We start from the raw sequence: 25699 nt of genomic DNA on the forward strand, positions 1-25699 counted from the left end.
CCACAGCAGCCTCGGCTACCAAAGCCCGGCCCAGTACGAAACCACAGCAGCCTGACCAACACATCAAACCTGTCCGCCAAACAGGAACAACCTCACTATCCGCCCCGCCCACCAGCCCCAGACGTCCGTCTGTCGCTGAGACGTGCCGGGCCACGTAGCGACCTGCCGCGCTCATCAGCCACGGACGGTCGTTTGTCGCTGAGACGTGCCGGGCCATGGAGCGGTCTGCTGCGCCCCCATCAGCCACAGCCGGTCGTTTGTCGCTGAGACGTGCCGGGCCACGTAGCGATCTGGTGCGCTACCAGCCCAGGACGGTCGGCAGTCGCCGAGGAGAGAGGAGCGCGTAGCGATTCGGGGCGCTCCCCGCCCCCGATGGTCATCTCATTGACGTCTGGTGCGGGTTGGAGCCCCTCGGCTCCCGTGATGGCCCATTGGTGCGCCTGGGGGCTCGGCTACCCGCATGCTCGGGGCCGGGCCAGAAGGGTGGTCCTGGGAGGAAGGATTCTGCACCTGGGCGGGGGAGTGAGATCTCTGACGGGGGAGAGGGCCGGACTTGACCCCCTGGCCATCCTTCGGGGGCTTCCCGGCAGCTCTTTGGCATTTCGGGTCGTGTCGGCCTGTCAAGGGTGGCCGAAGGCCATCGCGAAGCGACGCGACGAAGGAGCGCCCTTGATAGGCCGGCGCGAACCGGAAGGACAATGGGCGGCCGGGACGCCCCCGGACGCTCCCCGACCCCGGTCCACCGTGACCCCGCCCCTCCACGGCACTGCCCGGCAGGGCACACCCCGTCCCACCGTGACCCCGCCTCCCTACCTCCGCCCCGCCCCCTGCCGGCCGGCCCCCTCCGGCCCCGCCCCCCGGTCCAGGATCACGACCGGGATCGTGCGGGGGGAGTGTGACTGGTAGTCGTCGAAGGCGGGCCACAGGGCGGTCAGGGCCGGCCAGTAGGCCTCGCGTTCGTGGGGGGTTGCCGTGCGGGCCTCCGCGCAGTACACCGTGGGGCCGGTCTGGACGCGGACCTCGGGGTGGGCCGTCAGGCGGCGGTACCAAGCCGGGTGCTCCGGGGCGCCCCAGGCCGCGGCCGCGACGACCAGCCTGCGCTCGTCCTCGGTGTAGATCAGCGGGGTGCGGACCGTGCGGCCCGTCGCGCGGTCGAAGGTGGTGAGCAGGAGCGTGGGCACGCCGTGCCAGAGGTGGCCGTCCTCTCCGCCGGTGCGCACGTAGTCCCGTACGTGGTCGCGCGCGAGGGGTGGCGCCGGGTCGGTGGGGTGGTCCCAGTCGATGGTGATCGTCTGCATGTTTCCTCCGAGTAACGACCCCCCGGAGGCTTAACGATCCTTCACCCGATCCGGATGCGGCCGCTGCGACACGTCGCGGGCCGCGGCCGGCACCGTCGCCCTCGCCCTGGTCCTCCCTTGTCTTCCACTCTCTTCCTCTCCCCACGGCATGCAGGCGGCCGGCCGCTGCGAGTACGGCCGGCCGCCCGTGGACACTGCCGTTGACCTCGGCCCCCTGCCTTACGGGAGGAAGCGCTCGATGACCCTCTGGCCTTCCTTCTCGATCAGCTTCCGGGCCTTTTCGACCCGCTCCGGAGTCGGGTCGGCGCCCGTCGCCATGACGAGGTCTTCGGGGTCGTAAGCCCGCTCGCCGCCCGTGAACAGCTTGGACGACGGAGTGACGGTCTCACGCTGCTGGTCCGATTCACTTCCCATCGGTTACCTCCTGCGTCGGTCCCCCCAGTGCCCCCCATACTCCGGCGCCGTCCCCATGAACGCATGTCGGCGGTCGGCGCCGTCTGCGGGATCTACTACCCCGCCAGCGCCCCCGCCACCGCCAGTACGGCGATCGCGCCGCAGACGGTCAGGTTCACCGCCCGGTGCTCCCAGAACACCGCGACGAACTCGCGGATCATGGCGCTCGGCCAGAAGTAGCGGGCGGTCGCCGAGCCCAGCACCTGGCCGTTCACCCCGGCCCTGCGGGCCGTCATCGCCGCGCGGAAGGCGTGGAAGTTGTTGGTGACGATCACGCACCGGTAGTCCGGGTCGGCCGCCTCCATGAGGGCGCGGCTGAATTCGAGGTTCTCCCGCGTCGTACGGGAGCGGTCCTCCAGCACGATCTGCTCCCGCGGGACCCCGGAGGCGATCAGCCAGTCGGCCATCGCCTGCGCCTCCGACAGCTTCTCGTCCGACCCCCGTCCCCCCGAGGCCAGCAGCAGCGGTACCCGGCCGCCGCGCGCCGCCTGGACGTCCTGGATCTGCCGGCCCTTCGCCAGCCGGGACGCCAGCAGCGGCGGCACCCGCTCGCCGCCGATCAGGCCCGAGCCGAGCACCACCACGTAGTCCACGTCCCCGCGGACCCGGATCCGCCCGTACAGGAAGGCGTAGGCGAGGAAGCAGAGGAAGATGAAGGAGACGTAGCCGACGATCAGGACCAGCCCTGCGACCAGCGTGTTCATGGCCCGGGATCCCTGGCCGGCCACGGTGAGGACCAGGGTGATCAGCGCGAAGATCGCGATGCCGGCGACGAAGGAAAGCAGGTTGGCCGGGCTGCGCCCCTCCTTGCGGATCATGGTGAGGCCGTTGCCGATCAGGAAGCAGCCCAGGGCGAGCGTGCCGAGCACCGGTACGAGGAGGACCAGCGCCCACGCGGTGACCGCGAGCGGCCGGGGTAGGGCCGGTATCTGGAACAGCACCCCGAGCGAGGCGCATATCAGGGTCAGTCCCAACAGGACCGCGTTGCGGAAGCGCCGGCGGTCGGCCCGCACGCTCACCAGGAACAGGACGAGGAGCACGGCGGCGGGCACGAATGCGATCACGCACCCCATGGTAGGCAGACGGCCCGTCGTGGCGGGGGGTCTCGTCCCGGCCGCGGACACGAGATGGGATTCCCCTCAACGGTCAGTCAACTTCCGGCACCCGCCGCCCCCTTGCTCCTCGCGTACGGCCTCCCGTGCAGCCTCCCGTGCGGCCTCCCGTACGGCGTCCTGCGGACGGCGCGGCCCGGCAGGGCGGTCGTGCGGCGGCCGTCGCGGATCACGAAGCGGCCGTCGACCAGTACGTGCGGGATGCCGGTCGGCAGCGCGCGCGGGTTCTCGTACGTCGCTCCGGCCGCCACCGTCGCCGGGTCGAACAGGACGAGGTCGGCGCGGTGGCCCACCCGTACCAGGCCCCGGTCCGGCAGCCGCAGCCGCGCCGCCGGCCGGCCCGCCAGGTGGGCCACGCACTCCTCCAGCGAGAGGACGCCGAGCTCGCGCACGTACCGGCCGAGGTAGTGCGGGAAGGCGCCGTACGCCCGCGGGTGCGGCTTCGCGCCCTGCAGGATGCCGTCGGAGCCGCCGGTGTGGGTGCGGTGGCGCATGATGGCCCGGACGTTCTCCTCGTGCCCGACGTGCTGCAGGACGGTCGTCCCGAGCCGGTCCGCCAGCAGCAGCCGCCGGGCGTCCTGCCAGTTCCGCAGCCTGGTGCCGACGTACGCGCCGAGCGCCGGGTCCGCCGTCCCCGAGACCTCCACGGCCGTCCAGTCGACCGGGACGCCGTGGCAGCCGTCGGAGCCGGCCACCTCCAGCGCGTGCCGGATCCGCTCCGCCTCGGCGTCGTCCCGCAGCCGTGCCAGGACCGCGTCCGGGCCGCCCTCGCCGGCCCGGCTCGGCAGCAGCGCGGCGAGGGTGGTGCAGCCGGGGGTGTACGGGTAGGTGTCGAGGGTGATGTCGGCGCCGCAGGCCAGCGCCGTGTCGAGCAGGGCGAGCAGCTCGGGGGCCCGGCCCTCGTTCTCGGGGAAGTTCAGGGTGGCGTGCGCGAGGTGCAGCGCGCAGCCCGCCTCCTGCGCGAGGGAGACCATCTCGGCGTAGGCGGCGAGGGCCCCGCGCCCGTACGAGCGGTGGTGCGGGCAGTAGTAGCCGCCGTACGAGGCGACCACCCGGCACAGCTCCGTCAGCTCGGCGCGGGTGGCGTACGCGCCGGGGGTGTAGGTGAGCCCCGAGGACATCCCGACGGCGCCCTGCGCGAGCCCCTCGGCGACGAGTGCGCGCATCCGGTCGAGCTCGGCCGGTGTGGCGGGCCGGTCGCCCCAGCCGACCGCGTACGCGCGCACGGTGCCCTGCGGGACGAGGTAGGCGGCGTTGACGGCGATGCCGGCGGTGTCGAGCCGGTCGAGGTAGCCGCCGACGCTGCGCCAGGTGAAGTCGCCGTCCTCGCCGGGGCCGTTCCAGCCGGTGATGGCCGCCCGGACCTCGGCCAGGGTGCGGTCGTCGACCGGGGCGTACGACAGCCCGTCCTGGCCGAGGACCTCCAGGGTGATCCCCTGGGCGGCCTTCGCGCTGTGGTCCGGGTCGTGCAGCAGGGCCAGGTCGCTGTGGGCGTGCATGTCGACGAACCCGGGGGACAGCGCCAGGCCGTGCGCGTCGAGGGTGTGCCGCCCGCCGCTGCGGATCCGGCCGATCTCGGCGATCCGGCCCTCGTGGACGCCGACGTCGGCGGTGTACGAGGGCCCGCCCGTGCCGTCGACGACGCGGGCCCCGCGGACCACCAGGTCCATCAGAAGAAGGTGCGCACGAACTCGGTGACGGTGCCGTCGGCGTCCACGACCGGGATCAGCGGCCACTTCTCGAAGATGGTGCAGGGGTGGGACATGCCGAGCGCCACCCAGTCCCCGACGTCGACCGCGTCGGCGGAGTCGGTCTCCAGCCAGGCGTGCTGGTCGGACAGCTTCACCACGCGCACCCCCTCGGCGGGCCGCTCCTCGCCGGTGAGGGCGTCGCGGACCAGCTCGGCCTCGGGCAGGCCGAGGTCGTAGGCGACGTCGCGCTTGCCGGCGTTGACGAAGGCCTGTGTGGGCGAGGGCCGGGAGACCACCTGGGTCCACAGCCGGAACGCCGGCCGCAGGCCGCCCTCCTGCGGGATCCGGTTGAAGGGGGTGAGGCGGGTGTACCAGCCGTGGTCGTGGGAGACGTACGCGCCCGAGCGCAGCAGCCGCAGGGTGGGCCGCGACAGCGCGGGCAGCTCGGCGAAGACGTCGGCGACGGCGTCGAACCAGGCGGAGCCGCCCGCGCTGACGATGATCTCGGCGAGGTCCGGGCCGAAGCGGCCGGCCTTGTCGAACTCGACGGCCAGGGCGGTCATCCGGCGCAGGTAGGCGTGGACGGAGTCGGGGTTGGCGTCCGGGACCTCGGCCTCGTACCCGGCGATGCCGACCAGGCGGAGGTTGGCGGCGTCGGCGACGGCGTCGGCGACGGCGCGGCAGTCGTCGTCGGTGCGGGCGCCGGTGCGGGCGCCCTCGCCGGCGCCGAGCTCGACCACGACGTCGACGACGGCGGAGTGGTCGCGCAGGGCCCGGTCCATGAGGTGGACGCCGCGCACGGAGTCCACGTAGCAGACGAACCGGAAGTCCGGGTCCGCGGCGAGCTCCTGTGCGACCCACTGCAGGGCGGCGGGGTCGACGAGCTCGTTGGCGAGGAAGATCCGCTGGATGCCGAAGGCGCGGTAGACGCGGGCCTGGTGGGGGACGGCGGCGGTGATGCCCCAGGCGCCGTGCTCCAGCTGGCGTTCGAACAGCTGCGGGGCCATGCAGGTCTTGCCGTGCGGGGCGAAGGCCAGGTGGTGGCGGGCGGCGTACTCGCCGAGGGCGGTGAGGTTGTGCTCCAGCGCCTCGGCGTCGAGGGTCAGGACCGGGGTGGTGAAGCCGCCGGTGTGGAGGTTGCGGCGCTGGGCCGCGAGGGCGCCCACGGTGAGGGCGGCCCGCTCGGCGTCCGGGGGCAGGCCTTTGAAGCGGTGGTCGACCGGCTCGTCGGCGAGTCTGCGGACGGCGTCGCTGCCCATGCGGATCCTCCTCGTGTGCGTTGCACCGCACCGTTGCGCTGCATTGTCCGCAACGTCCGTTGCGGGTGTGCCTGCTGTGTAACATCCCAGGTGACGGCGGTCAACGAAAGGCGGGCGGCCGGCTACCACGGCCAGTGGGTGCCCAGCCAGGCGCCTGCGCCGGTGGCCAGTGCGGATCCCAGCCAGCCGATCAGCCGGGCGGGGCGCCGTGTGAGGCGCATCTCGAACGTGCCGACGCGCAGCTCGACGTAGGGGCGGCGCGGGGGCGTGGTCTCGGCCATGGCGGAACTCCTTCGGCGTGCGGTGGCCCGCGCCCTCTGCGCCGGCCGTGGACCGAAGGCCATCACGGCTGTGCCCGGCGGCGGACGTTCCCGGACGCCCGAAGCCCGTTCCGGATGCGCCCGGGCCGTCCCGGGAGCGCCGCGGGCCCGTCCGGGACGCACCACCGGTGCGTCCGGAACGGGCCCGCCGCGTCCGCGGATTGGGGACAATCGGCACCATGACCGACTCGTGGCGTCAATTCCGCGGGGATCTGGCGGCGTTGAGGGAAGCGTCCGCAATGACCTACCGGGAGATCGAGGACGCCGACCCGTCCTTGCCCAGGTCCACCGTCCACGGCCTGCTGGGGCCGGCGGACAAGAGGGCAGGGAGGGAGTGCACCGGGAAACTGGAACGCCTCGTCACCGTATTGCTCGCGCGGGCGGCGCCCGACGATCCGGCCGCCGCCCCGTGGCGCGACCGGGCCGCCTGGCAGCGCCGCTGGGAGGAGCTCGACGACCGCGGCCGGAGCGACGCTCTGCTCGCGGGCACCCCGACCGGCGGCGCGCTCGGCTGGGACGGCCCGCTCGAAAGGGCGGGCATGGGCGCCGACACGGAACTGGCCTGGCTGACGGGGTCCCGGCTGCCGCGCATCGCAGCGGTCATCGGCGAACTCTCGGCCCTGGGCCTGTACCGCCGGGCGCACGACGTCGCCCGGGAATTCCTGCGCTGCGCCGAGGAGACCCTCCCGCCGCAGGATCCGGGGATGCTCGCCGCACGCCATGTCGCCGCGTACTGGGCCGGGGAGGCGGGGGAGGTGCGCAGGGCCCGCGACCTGACCGCCCGCCTGGGGGCCGACTGCCTGGATGCACTGGGTGCGGACCACCCGCTCACCCGGCTCTCCGCACTCCGCCTGGCCGCGTGGACGACCGGTGCGGGCGACCCGGCGCAGGGGCGCCGGCTCTACCGGGAACTGGCCCGCAACGGTCCGGATGACCGGATCACGCTGCTCGCGCGGCTCGGCGGAGCCGGCGCCGCCCACCTGGCCGGCGACACCGACGAGTCCCTGGACCGGCTCGCGGCGCTCCTGCCCGACCTCAGGGCGGAATACGGCGAGCACCACGCGGTGGTGCTCGCCGCCCGCATGCAGCAGGTGCGGGGGCGGCGGCGGATGGGGGAGAGGGGGTGGTCGTGCAGCCTGGAACTGCTGGACGGCCTCGTGCGCGAGGCGTCCGAGCACCTCGGTCCGGCGCACCCGCTGACCCTGTACGTCCGCGGCCGCCATGCCCGGGCCGTGGGCAGCCACGGGGACTGGCCGCGGGCGCTCGAACTCGCCGAGGAGACGTACCGGGAGGCCGTGCGCGTCAACGGCCCGGACCATCCCGACAGCCTCACCGTCGGCAACTCCCTGGCCGTCATCCTGGCGCGTTCCGATGCGCAGGCCTCCGAGGTCCTGTTCCGGGAGCTGCACGGCCGGGCCAGGGACCGGTTGGGCGACGACCACTACCGGACGCTGCGGATCGCCCACAACCTGACCGTGGTGGTGCACAGCCACGACCCGGCGGCGGCCCGGCCGCTGTACGAGGAGGTGCGCGAGGCGCGCGTCCGCGTGCTCGGCGCGGACCACCCGGACACGCTGCTGACGCGGTTCTCGATCGCCCACACGGTGCTGCTCCTGGAGGGCGGGGACGCGGCCCGGCCGCTCTTCGAGGAGGTCCACCGCGCCCGCGCGCGGGTGCTCGGGCCCCAGCGCCCCGACACCCTCAGGGTGCTCCGCTACCTCGGGGGCGGCGGGCCCGCGGTGCCGGAGCTGCCCGGCGACCCGCCCCGACCCCGAGCGGGGCGCCCCCCTGGCGGCGGGGGCGCCCCGGTGCCACGCGTCCTCTGACGGGCGGCCAGGAGCAGTGCCGGGAGCGGCACTAGGAGCAGTACTGGGCCGCCTTGCCGATCGAGCGGTACATGCAGTCCGCGTTCTCCAGCAGCTGGAGCACGGCGTCGCGGTTGCGGGCCGTTTCGCGGTCGATGACCTCGTCGGGCGGGTAGAAGCCGCCTCCGGCGCCGCTGTCGGACGGGTACATCTCGAAGGTGTAGGCGAAGATCTTCTGGTTGCCCCACAGCCAGTCGTCGATGGTGCCGTCGGTGATGTACAGGTCGCTGGACTGCTCCGGCGTGTAGCCGTTGCTGTTCGCCATGCTCGTGCCGATGGTCTTGTACACGGCGAGGTCGTCCGCGGTCATGCCGGGCGCCGTGTCGTTGTAGGTCCACCCGAACGGCCACAGCACCAGTTCGCTGTACGTGTGGAAGTCGATGGCCGCGGTGATCTGCTGCTTGCCGCCGACCACGCGGCTGCGGACGAAGTCGGAGACGACCTTGACCTCGGGCGCGGACTCGGGGGCCGAGCCGCGGTAGGTCTCGGAGCTCTTGGTGCCGCTGGAGCCGCCGCAGCAGCCCCACTTGTAGTTCCAGTTGCGGTTCTCGTCGGTGCCGTACGAGGAGGAGCCGGAGTTCGGCTGCCGGTTCTTGCGCCAGGAGCGGTAGGAGCCGGTGGCGATGTCGTACTCGCCGCCGTCCGGGTTGAGGTCGGGGACGATCCAGATCTCGCGGCTGTTGACGAGGTTGGTGATGCGCGAGTCGGTGCCGTACTTGGAGCCGAACTCGTTGAGCAGGTAGAGCGCCATCTCGACGGTCAGGTGCTCGCGGGCGTGCTGGTGGTGGGTGAAGAGGACCTCGGGCTCGTTCTCGTCCGTCGCGACGTTGTCGCTGATCTTGATGGCGACGATGTCGCGGCCCTGGTACGACTTGCCGATCACCTTCTTGCTCATGATCGAGGGGTACTGGGCGATGCGCTGGTCGATCTCGGCGCCGGCCTCGGCGTAGTTGTGGTACTTCGAGTCCGCGGACGGGAAGTCCATCGGGCTCGCCACCACCCCCCGTTCGGAGCGGTCCGGCGGGCCGGGCAGGGCGGTGAGCTTGTACCCGAGCGCGCGCAGGGTCCTGGCCTGCTGCGCGTCGGCGCTGACGACGACCGAGCGGGCGTCGACCTCGTCGATGGAGACACCCGTACGGAGCAGGGCGGTTCGCTCGGCCGGTGTGGCCGGGCCCTTGATCTCGTACTGGCCGACGGTGTCGTCGAGGGTGGCCGTCGAGGGGCGGGGCGGCGGGGCTGCCGTCGCGCTCAGGCCGTAGGCGGGTGCGCCGAGCGCGAGAGCGAGCAGGGCCGCCGTGACGGCGGCCCTGCGTCGTGTGTGGAGCCGCATGCGTTCTCCTGGGTGGGAGTGTGGGGGTAGCCGTGCGGACGCGCACAGCGTGCTCTTATGGCATGTCCCGGTCAAGGGCCTGAATTCGGCCAGATTCCGCGAAGGCCACCCCCACACGTACCGCCTACGGCAGGCTGTGAACCTTCGGCCCCACCGCGTTGGACCAAGCGTTCCCCGCCTTGGCGTCCCAGTTGGTCGACCAGGTCATCGCCCCGCGCAGCCCCGGATAGGTCCGCGCCGGCTTGAAGGAACCGCAGTTCACGCCCCTGCTCAGGCAGTCGAGGGCGGCGTTGACGACGCTCGGCGGGACGTAGCCGCTGCCCGCGCCGCTCGGTGAGGCCGGCACGCCGATGCCCACCTGCGAGGGATCGAGGCCGCCCTCCAATTGGATGCAGGCCAGCGCGGTGAGGAAGTCCACCGAGCCCTGGGAGTAGACCTTGCCGTCGCAGCCGTTCATCGAGCCGCTGTTGTAGTACTGCATGTTGACGACGGTGAGGATGTCCTTGACGTTCAGCGCCGTCTTGAAGTAGCCGCCCTGCGTGGACTGCATGTCGATCGTCTGCGGGGCCATCGTCAGGACCAGGGACGGGCCCGCCTTCGCCGACAGCGCGCGCAGCGCCTGGGTCATGTACGTGGGGTTGAGGCCGTTCTCCAGGTCGATGTCGATGCCGCTGAAGCCGTACTCCTGCATCAGGGCGTACGCCGAGTTCGCCAGGTTCGCCGCGGAGGCGGAGTCGTTGACCGTGATGGTGCCCTTCTCGCCGCCGATCGAGAGGATGACGGAGGTGCCGGCCGCCTTCTTCGCGGCGACGTCCGCCTTGAACTGCGCGACCGTGTAGCCGCCGAGGCCCGCCGAGTCGAGGGTGAAGGAGATCGCGCCGGGCGTGGCGGTGGCGTCGGCGAAGGAGACGGCGATGATGTCGTACTGGGAGGACACGTCGGAGATCCGCTGGACGGCCGCGCCGTTGTTGAAGTTCTGCCAATAGCCCGTCAGGGCGTGCTTCGGCACGCCGGGGCCGGGGTGCGGGTCCGGACTGCCGCCGCCCGTCGTGGTGCCGGTCACCGGGGCCGACTTCGGGCCCTCGCCCGCCGCGTTGTACGCGCTCACCTGGAAGGAGTACGAGGTGGAGGCGGCCAGCCCGGTGATCCGGGCGGGCGGGGCGGAGACGGTCTGCACGCGGACGCCGTCCCGGTACACGTAATAGCCGGCGGCCCCGCCGACGGCGTTCCACGAAAGGGTGAGGGAGTCCGTGCTCTGGCCGGAAACGGCGGCCCCGGCCGGGGCGCCCGGGAGCGAGGGGCCCGGGTCGGTGGGCCCGCCGCCGTCCGGGCCGAAGACGCTGAACTCGTCCACGGTGTAGGCCGGCTGGCCGTACCAGCCGTGCGTCCAGACGGTCACCTGGGTGGTGTTCGGACCGGTGGTGAAGGTGGTCGACAGCTTCTGCCAGCCGCCGCCCGAGCCGGGGGTCCAGGTGGACACGTCCTGGGTGCCGGTGCCGGTCGCGCCGAGGTAGACGTAACTGCCCTGGACCTGCGCGCTGAGCGCGTACGTGGAGTTCGGCTTGACCGTGACGGTCTGGCTGCACTGCGCGTTGTCCTGGCCGGCCGGGGCGGCCCGCAGGGCGGCGGCCCCGGCGTAGACGGGCGAGGCGACGACGGCGCCGCTGCCGGAGCTGCAGCTCCAGTTCGCGAGGCCGGACTCGAAGCCCCCGTTGCGGGCGACGTTGGTGTCGGCGGCCTGGGCGGTGCCGGCGGACAGGGCGGTCAGACCGCCGGCGGTGAGCGTCGCGGCGCCGAGCAGGGCGAGCGAGCGTATGCGGTTCACGTGGGCTCCGTGGGGGGAGGAGGGGAAGGTGGGGGCCCCGCACACAAGTTGGTCCAGACCAATCCCGGTGTCAATACTGTTTGCAATCTGGCTTGAACTGATCGACCGTCCGATCCCGGATGTCCGGGTTTTCCGCCACCTGTGACATGTGCTCCTGGCACAGGAATTCCCAAGGCCCTGACTCCTCGGCGGGGACGCGGATATGGTTCCGGTGCAAGGGGGAAGCGCGTCGGCCGTTTGCGGTCGCGCAGGGTGTGCGCGTACGCGGAGAGCGCGTGAACGTGCGTGGCGTACGGGGTGAACAGGGGGATTCGCTGTGCCGATCGCCATTGCCGTCACCAGCGCCGATCTGGTGCTGCCGGCCCCTGACCGGCACACGCCGCCGGCCGCCGTCATCGGACCGCCCGGGCAGCTCGACCTCGAAGGCGCCCTCGCCGAGACCAGCGCCCTGCTGGAACGCCACGGCCACGTCCTGGCCGTCGTCCCGCCCTGGCTGCCGGCCGCCGCCGTCCGCCGGATGCACACCGTGCGCGCCATCCTGGAAACCGACCGGATCGCGCTCCTCGACGTCGACCTGCCCCCGCTGGCCACCGCCCTGCTGGTACGTCAGCTGCGCCAGCTCAGCGTCTGCGACTTCAGCCCCGGCGTCGTGGCCGCCTCCGCCCGCCTGCTGTCGCACTACATCCACGCCGGGGCCCTGCTCGGCTCGGTCGCCAAGCTCGACCGGGTGCAGGTCGGACTGAAGGCGCACGCCCGATCCTGGTCGCCGAGCGCCCAGTTCGCCGTTCTGGCCCATCCGGAGCCCGCCGTGGTCCGGCTGACGGGCGGCAGCGGGGGGCCGGCGGGCGGCGGGGGCTCCGCGAGCGGCACGGCCGGGCGCGGGGGCCGGGGCGGCCGCGGGGCGCACGGCGGGCGCGGCGGCGCGCGCGGGGCCGGCGCGACGGGGGCGTCCGGCGGCACCGCCGGGCTGCCGCCCGGGCCCGCCTTCGCCACCCACCTCACCTTCGCGCGCGGCCAGCTCGCCTCCGACTGGGTGACCGCCGAACTGGCCCCCGCCTGGCAGGTCCAGGGCGTCATGGAGAACCCGCTGCCGGCCGACTCGCCCACCTGGTGGGCCACGCCCAAGCTCGTGGAGTTCGCCGCCGGCATCCCGGACCTGTCCGTCCTCTACCAGCTGGTCGCCTCCGTGCGGCGCGACGAGTGCCGCTGGTGCGGGCTCGAGCTCATCGGCGACCGGTGCGGCTTCTGCTCCGCCCCCCTCGCCGCGCCGCCCGCCGCAGGGCCGCCGCCGGCCGAGGAGGCGGCCGCAGGCACCACCCGTACGCGCGCAAGACACTGACCGACCGGCCCGAACGAACGAAGAACGGCGAGGTAGTACGGCACATGAACTCACGCCAGCGCCGCGGCGTCATCCTGCTGCTCCTGTCGGTCCTGTGCGCCCTCGCGGCGTTCGGCGGGGTCCTCGTGGTGATCGGCGACGTCAACTCCAAGGTGGGGGCCGAGGTCGTCGCCTACCGGGCCAAGGCCGACATCGCCCCGTACAGCCCGCTCTCGGCCGGCCAGTTCGAGGAGGTGAGCATCCCCAAGCGGTGGCTGTCCGGCACGGCCGTCACCGACCTCGGCGCCCTCAAGGACAAGATCGCGCTGACCACCCTGCGCAAGGGCTCGCTGCTCCAGTCGGACATGGTCGTCGACAAGCCGCAGCTCCAGCCGGGCGAGCAGGAGATCGCCATCATGATCGACGCGGCGACGGGCGTGGCCGGAAAGATCTACTCCGGTGCCAAGGTCAACATCATCGCCACCTTCAAGGGCGCCAAGGAGTCCGATCCGGCGCGGTCGGTGATCATCGTGGCCAATGCGCGGGTCCTGAACGTCGGCAAGCTCACCGCCCTCGACAAGGACAGCGACCGCAAGGGCCCCGCCGAGGCCGTCCCCATCACCTTCGCCCTGAACACCAAGGACACCCAGCGCGTCGCCTACGCCGAGTCCTTCGCGGAGCACGTACGCCTGGCCCTGGTGGCCCCCGGCACCGACTCCGCGCCGAGCGCGGGCGACCGCACGTACACCCTCGACGGGGACAAGTGAGGCCCGGATGACCACGCGAATCCTCCCCGCGGCCGGCGACCCGGACGCCGCCCGCGCCATCACCTCCCTGATCGGCCAGCTGCCCGACACCGAGCCGGCCGTGCCCGTCCCCGACTCCACCACCCTGCTCGACACCCTCGGGCGGCTCGCCGCCGACTCCGTCGACGAGCTGCCCGAGGTGGTCCTCGTCCACGAGCGGATCGGGCCGGTGCCCGCCCTCGACCTGGTCCGCGAGGTCGCCCTGCGCTTCCCCGCCGTCGGCGTCGTCCTGCTCTCCTCCGACACCGGCCCCGCGCTGTTCTCCGCCGCGATGGACTCCGGGGCCCGCGGGCTGATCGGGCTGCCGCCCTCGTACGAGGAGCTCGCCGCCCGCGTCCAGGCCGCCGCCCAGTGGTCCGCGGGCGTGCGCCGCCACCTGGGGCGCTCCGCCGACGTGTTCACCGGGCCCGGCGGGCGGGTCGTCACCGTCGCCGGGGCCAAGGGCGGGGTCGGCACCACCTTCGCCGCGGTGCAGTTCGCGCTGGCAGCGGCCGCCGCGGGCCGGCGCACCGCCCTGGTCGACATGGACCTCCAGGCCGGCGACGTCGGCTCCTACCTCGACGTGCAGTTCCGGCGGTCCATCGCCGACCTCGCCGGGATCCAGGACATCTCCCCCCGGGTCCTGCAGGACGCCGTGTACGACGACCGGACCGGGCTCGCCCTGCTGCTGGCCCCCGCCGACGGCGAACGCGGCGAGGAGGTCGACGACCGGGCCGCCCGGCACGTCGTCGGGGCCCTGCGCAGCCGGTACGAGCTCGTCGTCATCGACTGCGGCACCCAGGTGACCGGCGCGAACGCCGCCGCGATGGAGATGGCCGACGTCGCCGTGCTGGTCACCACGCCGGACGTGGTCGCGGTGCGGGCCGCCAAGCGGATGGTGCGGATGTGGGAGCGGCTCCAGGTCCGCAAGGCCGAGGACACCTCGCTCGTCGTCAACCGCTGGAGCAAGCACACCGAGATCCAGCCCGCCCTGATCGAGAAGATCACCAAGACGCGGGTGGCGCGGACCCCCGTCCCGGCGGCCTTCAAGGAGCTCCAGGCGGTGGTCGACGCCGGGCGCGTGCAGGACCTCGACAACCGCTCCACCGTCAAGCAGGCGCTGTGGACCGTGGCCGGGGAACTGGGCCTGCTGGCCGCGCGGGAGGAGCCGGCGGCGCAGGGGGCCGCCGCGCTCGCGGCCGGGGCCGCGGGTGCGGGGAAGCCCGGCGCGGCCCTCGCGGTGCGCGCCTCCGGCCCCGTGGCCCGGCTCCGCCGCGGCGGGGGCGACCGCGGCGACCGGGGCGCCGCCGGCCCGTGGCTGCGCCGCGGCCGGGAGGGCTGACCGGTGCCGTCCGCGCGCAGCGCCGTCCCCTGCCGCCCGGGCGGCAGGGGCGTCCGGCGCGGCCGGGGCCCGCGGGTCGTGCGCCTCGGCCGGGGCCTGTCGGCCGTCCGGGGCGAGCAGGGCCAGGTCGCCGTGGAGTTCGTCGGCATGGTCCCGCTGATCCTGCTGCTGGTCGCGGCGGTCTGGGAGTGCGTCCTGATCGGCTACGCCTTCTCCCTGGCGGGCAACGCCGCGGACGAGGCGGCCCGCGCGGGCGCGGTCAAGGGCGACGGGGCCTGCGAGACCGCCGCGGCGGAGCACATCGGCGGGGCCTGGACCATGTCCGCCGAATGCGGCGAGTCGGGCTCGCTCTACAAGGCCACGGTCAAGCTCAACGTCCCGGTGTTCTACCCGGGCCTGGACATCGGCGTCCCCATCACGGGCACCGCCGGCGCGGCGATGGAGAGGGAGGACTGAGATGCCCCACCCCATCCCACCCGGGCCCGGCTTCCCGCCCGGCCGCGCCGCCCCTTCGGACCCGGCGTGCGTGCCCGGCCCGACCGCTGCCCCCGGCTCTCCTTCCGAGCCCGAGCCCGCAGCCGCCGCCCGGCCGGCTCCGGGGCTGCGCTCCGCGCAGCGGGACCGGGGGCAGGTGGCGCTCGAGTACATCGGGTTCATTCCGATCCTGCTGTTCGTCGCGCTCTGCGCGATCCAGCTCGGCTGGGTCGCGTACGTGCACGAGCAGGCGGACACCGCCGCCCGGACCGCGGCCCGCGCGGAGGCCCGCAAGCGGGGGAGCGGCGTGGCGGCCGGGCAGGCCGCGGTGCGGGAAGGACTGAACGCGCAGGTCCGGGTCGACGCCGGCCGGGACGCGGTCACCGCCACCGTGACCATCGAGATCAAGTCGATCGTGCCGGGGCTCGGCCTCGACCCGGCCAAGCGGACCGCCATCATGCCCAACGACGACCCGGAGGTCGGACCATGAGCCTGCGTTCCCGGGTCGGTACACCGGACGACCGGCACAGCCCCCGCGAGGACGGCCGCCTGGTGTCCTCGTACCGCGCCAAGCTGCTGGAGGAGATCGACCTCGCCGAGATGTCCGCCCTCGCCCCCGCCGAACGGCGGATCCGGCTGGAGCGGGTGCTCGGGCACATCATCAGCCGGGAGGGCCCGGTCCTGTCGACCGTCGAGCGGGCCCAGCTGATCCGCCGCGTCGTGGACGAAGCCCTCGGCCTCGGCGTGCTCGAACCGCTCCTGGAGGACGCCTCGATCTCCGAGATCATGGTGAACGGGCCGGACCAGATCTTCGTCGAGCGCGCGGGCCGCGTCGAGCAGCTCCCGCTCCGCTTCGCCTCGCACGAGCAGCTCATGCAGACCATCGAGCGCATCGTCTCCACCGTCAACCGGCGCGTCGACGAGGCCAATCCGATGGTCGACGCCCGCCTTCCCAGCGGCGAGCGCGTCAACGTCATCATCCCGCCGCTGTCCCTGACCGGTGCGACGCTCACGATCCGCCGCTTCCCGCGCGCCTTCACCCTCCACGAGATGATCGGTCTCGGCTCGCTGGACGAGCAGATGCTCCTGCTGCTGTCCGGCCTGGTCCAGTCGAAGATGAACCTGATCGTCTCCGGCGCCACCGGCACCGGGAAGACCACCCTCCTCAACGCCCTCTCCGGCCTCATCCCGGAGGGCGAACGCATCATCACCATCGAGGACTCCGCCGAGCTCCAGCTCCAGCAGGCGCACGTCATCCGACTGGAATCCCGCCCGCCGAACGTGGAGGGGAAGGGCCAGATCACCATCCGCGACCTCGTCCGCAACTCCCTGCGCATGCGCCCCGACCGCATCATCGTCGGCGAGGTCCGCGGCGGCGAGACCCTCGACATGCTCCAGGCCATGTCCACCGGCCACGACGGCTCCCTCGCCACCGTCCACGCCAACAGCGCCGAGGACGCCCTGATGCGCCTGCAGACCCTCGCCTCCATGTCCGAGGTCGAGGTCCCCTTCGAGGCGCTGCAGGACCAGATCAACAGCGCCGTCAACGTCGTCGTCCAGCTCACCCGGTTCGGCGACGGCTCCCGCCGCGTCACCGAGATCGCCATCCTCGACTCGCACGGCCGCGAGCCCTTCCGCATCACCACCGTGTGCCGTTTCGCCGCCCTGCCCATGGGCGCCGACGGCCGTGTCCACGGCCGCTTCGAGTACTTCCCGCTGCCGCGCCGCATCGCCGACCGCCTCTACATGAACAACCAGCCGATCCCGCAGGCCTTCGGCGTCGCCGTGTCGGACGCCCAGCTCGCCACCCGGACAGCCCTGTGAACCCACTCGTCCTTCTCACCCTCGGCGCCACCCTGCTGGCCTGCGTCCTCGTCATCGCGGGCGTGCACGCCTACACCGCCGGCCGGGCCCAGCGCGCCGCCCTCATCGAACGCCTCGTCACCGACGGCGCCCCCGAGCCCGTCGGCCGCCGCCGGCGCTTCCCCGGCGTCGACCGCCGCCTGCGCAGGACCGCGCTCGGCAAGCGGATCGAGGTCAAGCTGGCCGTGACCGGCCTGGACCTCACCCCGGGGGAGTTCTTCGTCTACATGCTGATGTCGGTGGCCGGCATATGGCTGGTGGCCGCCAGCTTCCTCGCCCCCTTCTTCGGCCCCGTCGCCGGCCTGATCGGCCTGTGGGCGGCCAACGCCTTCCTCAACTGGCAGCGGGCCCGGCGCACCGAGCGGTTCATCAACCAGCTCCCCGAGCTCGCCCGCATCCTCGCCAACGCCACCCAGGCCGGGCTGGCCCTGCGCACGGCCATCGCCATAGCGGCCGAGGAACTGGAGGCCCCGGCCGGCGAGGAGCTGTCCCGGGTCGCCGACCGGCTCGCCGTCGGCCACTCCATCGAGGAGTCGCTCGGCGAGATCGCCGAACGGCTGCCGTCCCGCGAGCTCGTCGTCCTCGTCTCGACGCTGGTGCTGTCCGCGCGGGCGGGCGGCGAGCTCGTCGGCTCCCTGCGGAACCTCACGGTCACCCTGGAGCAGCGCAAGGAGACCCGGCGCGAGATCCGCACCCAGCTGTCCCAGGTGACCGTGACCGCGTACCTCGTGCCGGCCATCGGGCTCGGCTCGCTGCTCCTGGTGAACCTGATGATGCCCGGCGCGCTGGACCGGATGACCGGCGCGTTCCTCGGCCAGACGGCGGTGCTGGTCGCGCTCGGGCTCTTCACCCTGGGGTTCGTCCTGATCCGCCGCCTGTCGAAGATCGACGTCTGAGGGGGCGGGGAGCGACATGAGCGCACTGGCTCTGGGCCTGGCCGCGGCCGTGGGACTGTCCGTCCTCGGCGTCTTCCACGGCATCCGCCTGTACCGCGCCGAGACCAAGCTGCCGAGCGACCTCGCGCTCGCCCTGGAGGTCGGCGCCACCCGCACCACGGCCGTCGGCTCGGCCGTCGACCGCCTCGGCATCCGCTGGGCGCCGCTGGTGCTGCGCCTGATGGGCCCCGACCGGGTGGCCCGCAAGCGCCGCCAGATCGACATGGCGGGCAACCCGGCCGGCCTCACCATCGACCGCTACGCGGCGCGCCGCGCGGTGTACGGGTTCCTCGGCGGGCTCGGCGCCTTCGCGATGCTGCTCAACGGGCAGCTCGTACCGGCCCTGCTGATGGTCGCGTTCGGGCTGTTCTGGATCGAGGTCGGGCTGTGGTCGGCGATCCGGGTCCGCCGCGACCACATCGAGCGGACCCTGCCCGACTTCCTGGACGTCCTCGCGGTCGTGGTCAGCGCCGGGCTCGGCTTCCGGCAGGCGCTGGACCGGGTGGCGGGCAAGTACGAGGGCCCGTGGTCGGACGAGATCCGCATCACGCTGCAGCAGATGGACATGGGCGTCAGCCGCCGCCAGGCCTTCGACGAGCTGCGCCGGCGCAACGACTCCGAGCAGGTCGCCCAGTTCGTGACCGCACTGCAGCAGGGCGAGGAGCTCGGCTCGCCGATCGTGGACACGCTGATCGCCATCGCCGAGGACATGCGCCGCACCGACGCGCAGAACGCGCGCCGGCGGGCCGCGCGCGCCGTCCCCAAGGCCACCTTCGCCGTGACCATGTTCATGCTGCCGGGGACGCTGATCCTGCTGGTGTGCGGGTTCGTGTACGGGGCCGACGTCGACTTCGGCGCGATGCTCGGGGGCGGGTGAGCGGCCGTGGCGGTGCTGGACACGGGTGCGGTGGGTGTGGGCGCGGGTGTGGTGTCCGCGGCGGCGCGGGCCGGGGAAGGGCCCCCGGCGCGGGGAGGCGCGGACTCCCTCACCCTCCGGGTGAACGCCCTGCAGTCCCTGTGCCGACGGGTGTTCGCCTTCCGGATGGCGATGATCGGGCTCGGGGCGCCGCTGGCGCTGGCCGGGACCGCCCGCGGCGGCCCCACGTACCTCGTGGCCGGCGCGATCCTGCTGACCTTCATGTGCTCGTACGCCCTCTTCCGGGACTGGGAGCGCTTCGGGCCGCTGCTGCTGCGCCACCGGTGGCTGCTGGCCGTGGACACGGCGTTCGGCGCGCTGCTGCTGGTGACCGCGACCCCGCGCTCCCCGCTCGGCTTCGTCTCCCTGTGCACGCCGCTGCTGGCCGGGCTGGTGTACGGGTGGCGGGGCTCGGCGGTGTACGCGGCCCTGCAGGCGGTCGCGGTGGCGGCGCTGTCCGGCGGGGCGCTGACCCTGCCGGTGCTGTGCCTGCTGGCCGGTGCGGCGGGATCCTCCCTGCGCGACCTGCTGTTCCGTTTCGGCGCGGCGAGCCAGGCCCTGACCGAGGCGCGGGCGCGGCTCGCGGTGGCCGAGGCGGTGCGCGGCGAACGGGACCGGCTGGCCCGCGAGATGCACGACTCGGTGTCGAAGACCCTGCACGGCCTGGCCTTGGCGGCCGACGCCCTCGCCCGCACCGCCGACCCGGCCGCCGTACGGGCGCAGGCCGAGCTGCTGTCCGGGGCGGCCCGGCGGGCGGTCGCGGAGTCCCGGGACCTCCTGACCGGCCTGCGGCGCGACGTCGAGGCGCCGGGGGTGTCGCTGGCCGCGGAGCTCCGGCGGGTGGCGGCGGCCGGGGAGGCGCAGGTGCGCACGAGCGGGACCCTGCCGGTGGTCCCGGCCGCGGTCGCCCGCCAGCTGCTGGCGGTGGCCGCGGAGGCCCTGGAGAACGCCCGCCGCCACGCCGGGGCGGCGCACGTCACGGTGACGGCCTCGGCGGCGGATGCGCGCCACCTCACGCTGCTGGTCGACGACGACGGCCGGGGCCTGCCGCCCGGCGGCGCGGACGTGCAGGCGGCTGCCGCCACCGGCCGCTTCGGGCTGCTCGGCATGACCGAACGCGCCGCCGCCATCGGGGCCCGCCTGGACATCGGCCCGCGACCCGGCGGCCCCGGCACCCGCGTCCGCCTGGACCTCCCGCTCGCCGCCCTGACCCCCGAAGGGAGCCCCTGATGCCGCCGATGCCGCCGAGTCCCCTCCGTGTCCTGATCGCCGACGACAACCCGGTCGTCCGGGCCGGCCTGGCCGCCCTGCTGGCCACCTCGGGCGGCATCGAGGTCGCGGCCCAGGCCTCCGACGGCCGCGAGGCCATCGGCCTGACCCGCCGCCACGCGCCGGACGTGGTCCTGCTGGACGTGCGCATGCCGGGCGTGGACGGGATCTCGGCCCTGCCGCACCTGGTCCGGCTGGCGCCGGTCCTGATGCTGACGTACAGCCAGGACCCGGATGCGGTCCGGGAATCACTGCTGCTGGGCGCGGGCGGCTACCTGGTGCACGGCGAGTTCACGCCGGACGAGCTGGTCCGGGCTGTCCACGACGTCCGCGAGGGCCGGCCCCGCTTCACGCCGACGGCGGCGAGCACCCTGCTCGCCGACCTCAGGTCGTCCTCTTCGCAACCGCAACGAACTGTGGCACAGTCTCCTGAGCGGCTGCACAACTCCGTGCTCTTCGGCCTGAGTTCCAGGGAGGTGGAGGTGATGGACCTGATCGCGTCCGGGATGAGCAACCAGCAGATCGCCGCCGCCTGCTTCATCAGCGAGAAGACGGTGAAGAACCACATCAACCGCATCTTCGCGAAGCTCCACAGCGCCAGCCGCAGCGAGGCGATAGCCCGCTGGCTGGGAACCGCCCGTCCGGGGGTGACGGGACATGGCTAGACGCAGTGCGCAGTGGGTCCGTATTTGGGTCCCGGGACCCTTGGTGACGACCGGTGACTCCCCGTACGGTCCGCAAGTCGACAGCGGCACCGGACCGGGAGGGACCCCTCATGAAGCAGAGCACCCTGGCGCGGATGCGGAAGCGCTACGAGGCTGCGGGCCGCGACCGTGGCCAGACGGCGTTCGAGTACCTCGGGATCATCCTGGTGGTCGTGGTGATCATCGGCGCCATCGTCGGCACGGGCATCGGCCAGGCCATTACGACCAAGATCACGGGCGCTGTCGCGAGCATCACCGCGGGGAAGTGATCCGGCGCAGACTGCGGGACGATCGCGGACAGGCGTTCCCGATCTACGCCGTCGCGATCGTCGGCCTGCTCTTCGCTGCTTTGGCCTTCTTCGTTGTGGGGCAGGCGGGCGTCACGCGAAGCAATGCGCAGGGTGCGGCTGATGCTGCTGCCCTCGCAGCCGCCGGTGAAGCCAGGGATAACGTCTTCTTGGGGCTCGACCTGCTCAACCTCAAACCCACTGACTGGGCGAAGCTCGCCGAGGGTGATCTTCTCACCGGGAAAGGGGCATGCGGCAAGGCTGACGAGCTCGCTGCCTTGAACGATGCCACCACCGCGCAGTGCAATGCAGCCATCCCCGTGGTCACCGTCAGGGTGAGAACGAACGGGACCGTCGGCCGATCGGTCGTTCCGGGCACGGAAAACGTTCATGGCGAGGCCACTGCCAAGGCGCGGATCAAACCTCGGTGTTCCCTGCGGTCGGCTCCGGTGCCCACCCCGCCCACCCAGACGGCGGATCCGACGCCGGCTGCCAGTCCGAGCCCTTCGCCGGGAGCAGGAGGCGTCACTTTCGTCTGTGACGGGAAGCCTCTCACCTTGGATCCGGCGAAACCGGGACCGCTGACCAAGCTGGCGCGGGCGCTCTTCACGGTTCGACTGGTCGACTGACATGTACGCGAGAGAAGGAAGCTTCATAGATGAGCACTCGGCACTCGGCGAAGATCCGCGGGGGAGCGGCTGCCGCAGTTGCGGTCGCTTTGGCGATCACGGTGGCGGGTTGCGGTGTGGGGGACGACAGCAAGCCCAAGGCGGCCCAGGACCCCTCGCCGAAGGCGCAGGGCGACGCGCCCAAGTCGCCTGCGTCGAGCGGCAGCCCCAAATCCGCGCCGACGGAGGTGCTCGCCACGGTCAACGGTGAAGCCGGCATGACTCTCACGGTCAACAAGGCGGCTCGGGATGCCGGAGGATTCCTCACCCTAGAGGGGCAGTTGAAGAACACCGGTTCTGCTCCCTACGTCAACACCGCCCCCTGGCGCGGCAACGAGCTCAACGCCAGCGGTGTGTCGGTGGCAGGCGTCACCTTGGTCGACAAGGCGGGCAAGAAGCGCTACTACGTGCTCCGTGACACGGACGGCAGGTGCCTGTGCACCACCGGCCTCGCCATCATCGAACCAGGGCAATCGGTGCCCTTCTTCGCACAGTTCCCGGCACCACCGGCCGCCACCGCGGAGGTCGAGATGAGCCTGCCCACGTTCGCCACGGCCACCGTCAAAATCTCCGGGTGACCCCATGACAAAACGCCACCGCGTCCCCGTCACCGCCGCGACAGCCGTCGCCGGGCTCGTCATCGCCGGCGTCCAGTTCCTCGGCGCGACGAGCGCCCACGCCGACGACGTGAAGCCCTCCGTGCCCCCCGGCACCGAGCCCTCCGCCGCCGCGCCCGTGCCCATCGACTCCCACGCCCCCGGGCTCAAGATCCCCCAGGGCGGAACCCTCGCGCCCATCAAGGTGCTCGACATCGCCGAGGTCGTCGAGGACCTCGGCGGTGAGCAGCGCCGGCAGGAGACCAACCAGACGGTCATGATGGCGCTGCAGTCCGAGGTGCTCTTCCCGGAGAACAGCGCGGTCTTCAACGCCGCCGCGGCGGCCCGCATCCAGGCCATCGCCCAGGAGATCAACACCCAGAAGGCGACCCGCATCCGCGTCTTCGGCTTCACCGACGACCAGGGCAGCTACGAGCACGGCCAGGAGCTGTCCAAGCAGCGCGCCGACGCCGTGCAGGCGGAGCTCGCCAAGACGGTCACCGTCCCCGGCGTGATCTACGACGTCCGCGGCTACAGCGAGGACTACCCGATCGCGGACAACAGCACCGAGGAAGGCCGCAAGAAGAACCGCCGCGTCGAGATCACGTTCCCCCGCAGCAGCGGGGGCCAGGGCGCCGGGGGCTAGGCAGTGGTGGTGGCCGCCGCCAGGAGGGTCGTGGCCGCCGCCCCCGCGTGGTGGGCCGGCTCCGGGCCGGGGGTGAGGGCGGCCACGGCCGTGGCGCCCTCGACCAGGATCACGAGCTGGTCCGCCAGGTCCTCCCGGCCCGCGCCCGCGACGGCCCCGGCCAGCAGGGACCGCAGCTCCGCCTTGTGGCGCCGTACGACGTCCAGGACCCCGGCGGGCCCGGCCCCCAGTTCCCCGAAGGCGTTCAGGAACGCGCACCCGCGAAAGCCCGGCTCCGCGAACCACGCCGCGAGCCACTCGAACACGGCCCCCACCGGGTCTCCCGGCGCCGCCTCCACCGCGTCGCGCAGGCTCGCCATCCACCGCCGGTCGCGCCGCTCGAGGTAGGCCGCGACCAGCGCCTCCTTGGCCGGGAACACCTTGTACAGCCGCTTGAGCGGTACGCCGGACTCCGTGCGGATGCGGTCCATGCCGACGGCCTGGATGCCCTCGGCGTAGAACAGTGCCTCCGCCGCGTCCAGGAGCCGGGTGCGGGCCTCTTCGTCGTCCATGCGGGCAGCGTAGCCCAGAAGCCCTTGCGCTGAGAACGCACGTTCTCGTAGGGTCGGGACCGCCTTGAGAACGAGCGTTCTCTCCCTTCCCTCCCCTGAGAGGCGACGCCATGACCGCCGTACGCCCGCCCCTGCCGCCGTTCACCGAGGAGTCCGCCCGAGCCAAGGTGCAGGCCGCCGAGGACGCCTGGAACACCCGCGACCCCGAGCGTGTGGCCCTCGCGTACACCGAGGACTCCGTGTGGCGCAACCGCGACCGCTTCCTCACCGGCCGCGCCGAGATCCGCGCCTTCCTCGCCGAGAAGTGGGAGCGCGAGCTCGACTACCGCCTCCGCAAGGAGCTGTGGGCGTACACCGGCAACCGGATCTCCGTCCGCTTCGAGTACGAGTGGCACGACACCGCCGGCCAGTGGTGGCGCAGCCACGGCAACGAGCAGTGGGAGTTCGACGCCGACGGCCTGATGAGCCGCCGCGAGGCCAGCATCAACGACGTCCCGATCGCCGAGGCCGACCGCCGCCTGCGCTGACCGCCGAGTCTGCCGGACGGGTGAGTCCCCCGCCGCCCGGCGCGCGGCCGCCCCGGCCCGCGGTATGTCTTCCGCGACACCGGCGGAGGAGACAGGTCATGCCACGGGCGCGCGTGAACGGCGTCGAGCTCTTCTACGAGACCGAGGGCCCGGTCGGCGGCGAGCCGCTCGTGCTGGTCCACGGCTCCTGGAGCGACCACCTCGGCTGGCGGTTCGTCCTGCCGCGCCTGGCCCGGACGTACCGGGTCCTGGCGTACGACCGCCGAGGCCACAGCCGCAGCGAGCGCCCGGCGGGCCCGGGCAGCCGGCGCGAGGACGAGGCCGACCTGGCCGCGCTCATCGAGATGCTGGGCAGCGGCCCCGTGCACGTTGCGGCGAGCTCCTTCGGTGCCTCGACCGCCCTCGGGCTGGCCGCCCGCCGGCCCGGGCTGCTGCGCAGCATCATGGCGCACGAGCCCCCGCTGGTGGCCGTGGTGGCGGACAGGGCGGAGCTCCGGCCGGTGCTGGAGCCCATGCGGGCCGCCCTCGGCGACGTCCTCGCCGCCCTGCGCTCGGGCGGGCCGGAGGCGGCCGCGCGGCAGTTCGTGGAGGACGTCGCCGTCGGGCCGGGGGCGTGGGAGCAGCTGCCGGACCCGGTCCGCCGGACCTTCGCCGACAACGCCCCGACCTTCGCCGACGAGCAGGCGGATCCCGACTGGGCGGTCCTCGACGTCGGGCGCCTCGGCGGGTTCACCGGGCCGGTGCTGCTGACGACGGGCACCGAGAGCCCGCCGTGGTTCCCCGCGATCCTGGACGGGGTGGCGGGCGCCTTCGGCGGCCGGGTCGAGCAGTACACCTTCGAGGGCGCGGGGCACGTACCGCACCTGACCCACCCCGAGGCCTACGCCGACCGCCTCGAAACCTTCATCGCCGGGCAGTCGGCCGTCGCGTAGCGGACGGATTCCTTCGCTGTTCTCGCCTGCCGGTAAATCGGGTGCGGGTGGGCTGATTTCCGGCCACCTAATGCCTCGAAACCTTCAGGGCAATAGGTGGCCGGCCCGCCCGATGGGCACCCGCAGTCGGATGATCATGGTGGGTTATAGTTCGAAACGGGGAGCCGACTGACCAAAGGTTCACAAGGGGGGTTCGCAATGAGGATTGCGAGGATATCGAAGAGGATTGCGGCTGGCGGAGCCGTTGCGGGGGCCCTGGTGCTCCTCACGCCCGCGGTGGGCCATACCGCGAATTCGGACGGCGCCGATTACGCCTACGTCCATCTCGTCAACCGCAACAGCGGCCGCTGCCTGGAGATCGACGACAACAGCGGGGAAGACGGCGCCCGCGTCCAGCAGTGGACCTGCCTCGGGCAGGCGGCCAGCCAGTGGCAGCTGCACCCCGCCGGCTCCGACGGCCGGGTCACGATCCGCAGCCGCCGGCACCCCGACATGTGCCTCGAGGTCGCCCACGGCGGCACGCGCAACGGCGCCCGGGTCCAGATGTGGGGCTGTGTCGACGGCGCCGGTGAGCAGGAGTGGACCATCGGCGACGGGGTGATCCGCAACCACGGCACCGGCAAGGCGCTCGAGATCGCGGACTCCGACACCGAGGACGGCGCCCGTGCCCAGCAGTGGGACTACGAGGGGGCGGACAGCCAGGTCTGGTACGTCGACTGACGCGCAGCGGGCG

The 25699-nt window shown here is 73.0% G+C and carries 27 protein-coding genes; 18 read left to right on the plus strand and 9 right to left on the minus strand.

The window, feature by feature from the left end:
• Positions 1-809: 809 nt before the first annotated feature.
• The 6 genes from AB0953_RS08395 to AB0953_RS08420 all read right to left on the minus strand — a co-directional run bounded on the left by AB0953_RS08395 (position 810) and on the right by AB0953_RS08420 (position 6094).
• Positions 810-1298, minus strand: a complete 489-nt coding sequence (locus AB0953_RS08395; protein ID WP_366858628.1) for a nitroreductase family deazaflavin-dependent oxidoreductase — start codon at positions 1296-1298, stop codon at positions 810-812.
• 219 nt (positions 1299-1517) lie between these two features.
• Positions 1518-1712, minus strand: a complete 195-nt coding sequence (locus tag AB0953_RS08400) for a hypothetical protein (protein ID WP_366858629.1) — start codon at positions 1710-1712, stop codon at positions 1518-1520.
• A gap of 95 nt (positions 1713-1807) precedes the next feature.
• The gene (locus AB0953_RS08405; protein WP_366858630.1) at positions 1808-2815 is read right to left on the minus strand and encodes a YdcF family protein; all 1008 of its coding nucleotides are present in this window, start codon (positions 2813-2815) and stop codon (positions 1808-1810) included.
• Between the two features lie 86 nt (positions 2816-2901).
• Complete coding sequence (locus AB0953_RS08410) at positions 2902-4533, minus strand: D-aminoacylase (protein ID WP_366858631.1); 1632 nt, start codon at positions 4531-4533, stop codon at positions 2902-2904.
• Positions 4533-5813 carry an alanine racemase gene (locus tag AB0953_RS08415; RefSeq protein WP_366858632.1) on the minus strand — a complete coding sequence of 427 codons (1281 nt, stop codon included), beginning with the start codon at positions 5811-5813 and terminating at the stop codon, positions 4533-4535. Before AB0953_RS08415 ends, AB0953_RS08410 begins: the two co-directional genes overlap by 1 nt.
• A 122-nt stretch (positions 5814-5935) precedes the next feature.
• Positions 5936-6094, minus strand: coding sequence for a hypothetical protein (locus AB0953_RS08420; protein ID WP_366858633.1), 159 nt, complete (start codon positions 6092-6094; stop codon positions 5936-5938).
• Positions 6095-6372: 278 nt separating this feature from the next.
• Between AB0953_RS08420 and AB0953_RS08425 the strand changes: the two genes are divergently transcribed.
• Positions 6373-7959 carry a tetratricopeptide repeat protein gene (locus AB0953_RS08425; protein ID WP_366858634.1) on the plus strand — a complete coding sequence of 529 codons (1587 nt, stop codon included), beginning with the start codon at positions 6373-6375 and terminating at the stop codon, positions 7957-7959.
• 31 nt (positions 7960-7990) lie between these two features.
• Here the strand turns inward: AB0953_RS08425 and AB0953_RS08430 are convergent, their stop codons facing one another.
• A complete protein-coding gene (locus AB0953_RS08430; RefSeq protein ID WP_366858635.1) occupies positions 7991-9328 on the minus strand; it encodes a M14 family metallopeptidase in 1338 nt (445 codons plus the stop codon).
• Positions 9329-9452: 124 nt separating this feature from the next.
• A complete protein-coding gene (locus AB0953_RS08435) occupies positions 9453-11153 on the minus strand; it encodes a glycosyl hydrolase family 18 protein (RefSeq protein WP_366858636.1) in 1701 nt (566 codons plus the stop codon).
• A 316-nt stretch (positions 11154-11469) separates the two neighbouring features.
• Here AB0953_RS08435 and AB0953_RS08440 point away from each other — a divergent pair, with 316 nt between their 5' ends.
• The 14 genes from AB0953_RS08440 to AB0953_RS08505 all read left to right on the plus strand — a co-directional run bounded on the left by AB0953_RS08440 (position 11470) and on the right by AB0953_RS08505 (position 22956).
• Positions 11470-12492: a hypothetical protein gene (locus tag AB0953_RS08440; RefSeq protein ID WP_366858637.1), complete on the plus strand. Its 1023-nt coding sequence runs from the start codon at positions 11470-11472 to the stop codon at positions 12490-12492.
• A gap of 44 nt (positions 12493-12536) precedes the next feature.
• Positions 12537-13238, plus strand: coding sequence for a Flp pilus assembly protein CpaB (gene cpaB, locus AB0953_RS08445; RefSeq protein ID WP_366858638.1), 702 nt, complete (start codon positions 12537-12539; stop codon positions 13236-13238).
• Between the two features lie 7 nt (positions 13239-13245).
• Entirely contained in the window at positions 13246-14598 is a 1353-nt protein-coding gene (locus AB0953_RS08450; protein WP_366858640.1) for an AAA family ATPase, read from the plus strand.
• Between the two features lie 3 nt (positions 14599-14601).
• Complete coding sequence (locus AB0953_RS08455; protein WP_366858641.1) at positions 14602-15054, plus strand: TadE/TadG family type IV pilus assembly protein; 453 nt, start codon at positions 14602-14604, stop codon at positions 15052-15054.
• 1 nt (position 15055) lies between these two features.
• A complete protein-coding gene (locus AB0953_RS08460) occupies positions 15056-15562 on the plus strand; it encodes a TadE/TadG family type IV pilus assembly protein (protein ID WP_366858642.1) in 507 nt (168 codons plus the stop codon).
• The gene (locus tag AB0953_RS08465; RefSeq protein ID WP_366858643.1) at positions 15559-16896 is read left to right on the plus strand and encodes a CpaF family protein; all 1338 of its coding nucleotides are present in this window, start codon (positions 15559-15561) and stop codon (positions 16894-16896) included. Before AB0953_RS08460 ends, AB0953_RS08465 begins: the two co-directional genes overlap by 4 nt.
• Positions 16893-17831 (plus strand): type II secretion system F family protein, encoded by a 939-nt coding sequence (locus AB0953_RS08470; protein ID WP_366858644.1) that lies wholly within the window; start codon positions 16893-16895, stop codon positions 17829-17831. The genes AB0953_RS08465 and AB0953_RS08470 overlap by 4 nt, the downstream gene beginning before the upstream one ends.
• Before the next feature lie 25 nt (positions 17832-17856).
• A complete protein-coding gene (locus tag AB0953_RS08475) occupies positions 17857-18747 on the plus strand; it encodes a DUF5936 domain-containing protein (RefSeq protein WP_366858930.1) in 891 nt (296 codons plus the stop codon).
• 120 nt (positions 18748-18867) lie between these two features.
• Entirely contained in the window at positions 18868-20016 is a 1149-nt protein-coding gene (locus tag AB0953_RS08480) for a histidine kinase (protein ID WP_366858931.1), read from the plus strand.
• On the plus strand, positions 20016-20720 hold the full coding sequence (locus AB0953_RS08485; RefSeq protein ID WP_366858645.1) for a response regulator transcription factor: 705 nt from the start codon (positions 20016-20018) through the stop codon (positions 20718-20720). Before AB0953_RS08480 ends, AB0953_RS08485 begins: the two co-directional genes overlap by 1 nt.
• 110 nt (positions 20721-20830) lie before the next feature.
• Positions 20831-21028 carry a hypothetical protein gene (locus AB0953_RS08490; protein ID WP_366858646.1) on the plus strand — a complete coding sequence of 66 codons (198 nt, stop codon included), beginning with the start codon at positions 20831-20833 and terminating at the stop codon, positions 21026-21028.
• Entirely contained in the window at positions 21025-21675 is a 651-nt protein-coding gene (locus AB0953_RS08495; RefSeq protein ID WP_366858647.1) for a pilus assembly protein TadG-related protein, read from the plus strand. Before AB0953_RS08490 ends, AB0953_RS08495 begins: the two co-directional genes overlap by 4 nt.
• 29 nt (positions 21676-21704) lie before the next feature.
• Positions 21705-22292, plus strand: coding sequence for a hypothetical protein (locus tag AB0953_RS08500; RefSeq protein ID WP_366858648.1), 588 nt, complete (start codon positions 21705-21707; stop codon positions 22290-22292).
• Positions 22293-22296: 4 nt separating this feature from the next.
• Positions 22297-22956 (plus strand): OmpA family protein, encoded by a 660-nt coding sequence (locus AB0953_RS08505; protein ID WP_366858649.1) that lies wholly within the window; start codon positions 22297-22299, stop codon positions 22954-22956.
• Here the strand turns inward: AB0953_RS08505 and AB0953_RS08510 are convergent.
• Positions 22953-23507 carry a TetR/AcrR family transcriptional regulator gene (locus AB0953_RS08510; RefSeq protein WP_366858650.1) on the minus strand — a complete coding sequence of 185 codons (555 nt, stop codon included), beginning with the start codon at positions 23505-23507 and terminating at the stop codon, positions 22953-22955. The genes AB0953_RS08505 and AB0953_RS08510 overlap by 4 nt on opposite strands.
• Before the next feature lie 110 nt (positions 23508-23617).
• On the opposite strand from AB0953_RS08510, the gene AB0953_RS08515 reads away from it, so the two are divergent.
• From AB0953_RS08515 to AB0953_RS08525, 3 genes are all read left to right on the plus strand, one after another.
• Positions 23618-24034 carry a nuclear transport factor 2 family protein gene (locus AB0953_RS08515; protein ID WP_366858651.1) on the plus strand — a complete coding sequence of 139 codons (417 nt, stop codon included), beginning with the start codon at positions 23618-23620 and terminating at the stop codon, positions 24032-24034.
• A gap of 98 nt (positions 24035-24132) precedes the next feature.
• On the plus strand, positions 24133-24966 hold the full coding sequence (locus AB0953_RS08520; RefSeq protein WP_366858652.1) for an alpha/beta hydrolase: 834 nt from the start codon (positions 24133-24135) through the stop codon (positions 24964-24966).
• A gap of 258 nt (positions 24967-25224) precedes the next feature.
• Positions 25225-25686, plus strand: coding sequence for an RICIN domain-containing protein (locus tag AB0953_RS08525; RefSeq protein WP_366858653.1), 462 nt, complete (start codon positions 25225-25227; stop codon positions 25684-25686).
• Positions 25687-25699: the final 13 nt, after the last annotated feature.

Source organism: Streptomyces sp. NPDC046866 (assembly GCF_040704625.1).
Taxonomy (GTDB): domain Bacteria; phylum Actinomycetota; class Actinomycetes; order Streptomycetales; family Streptomycetaceae; genus Streptomyces.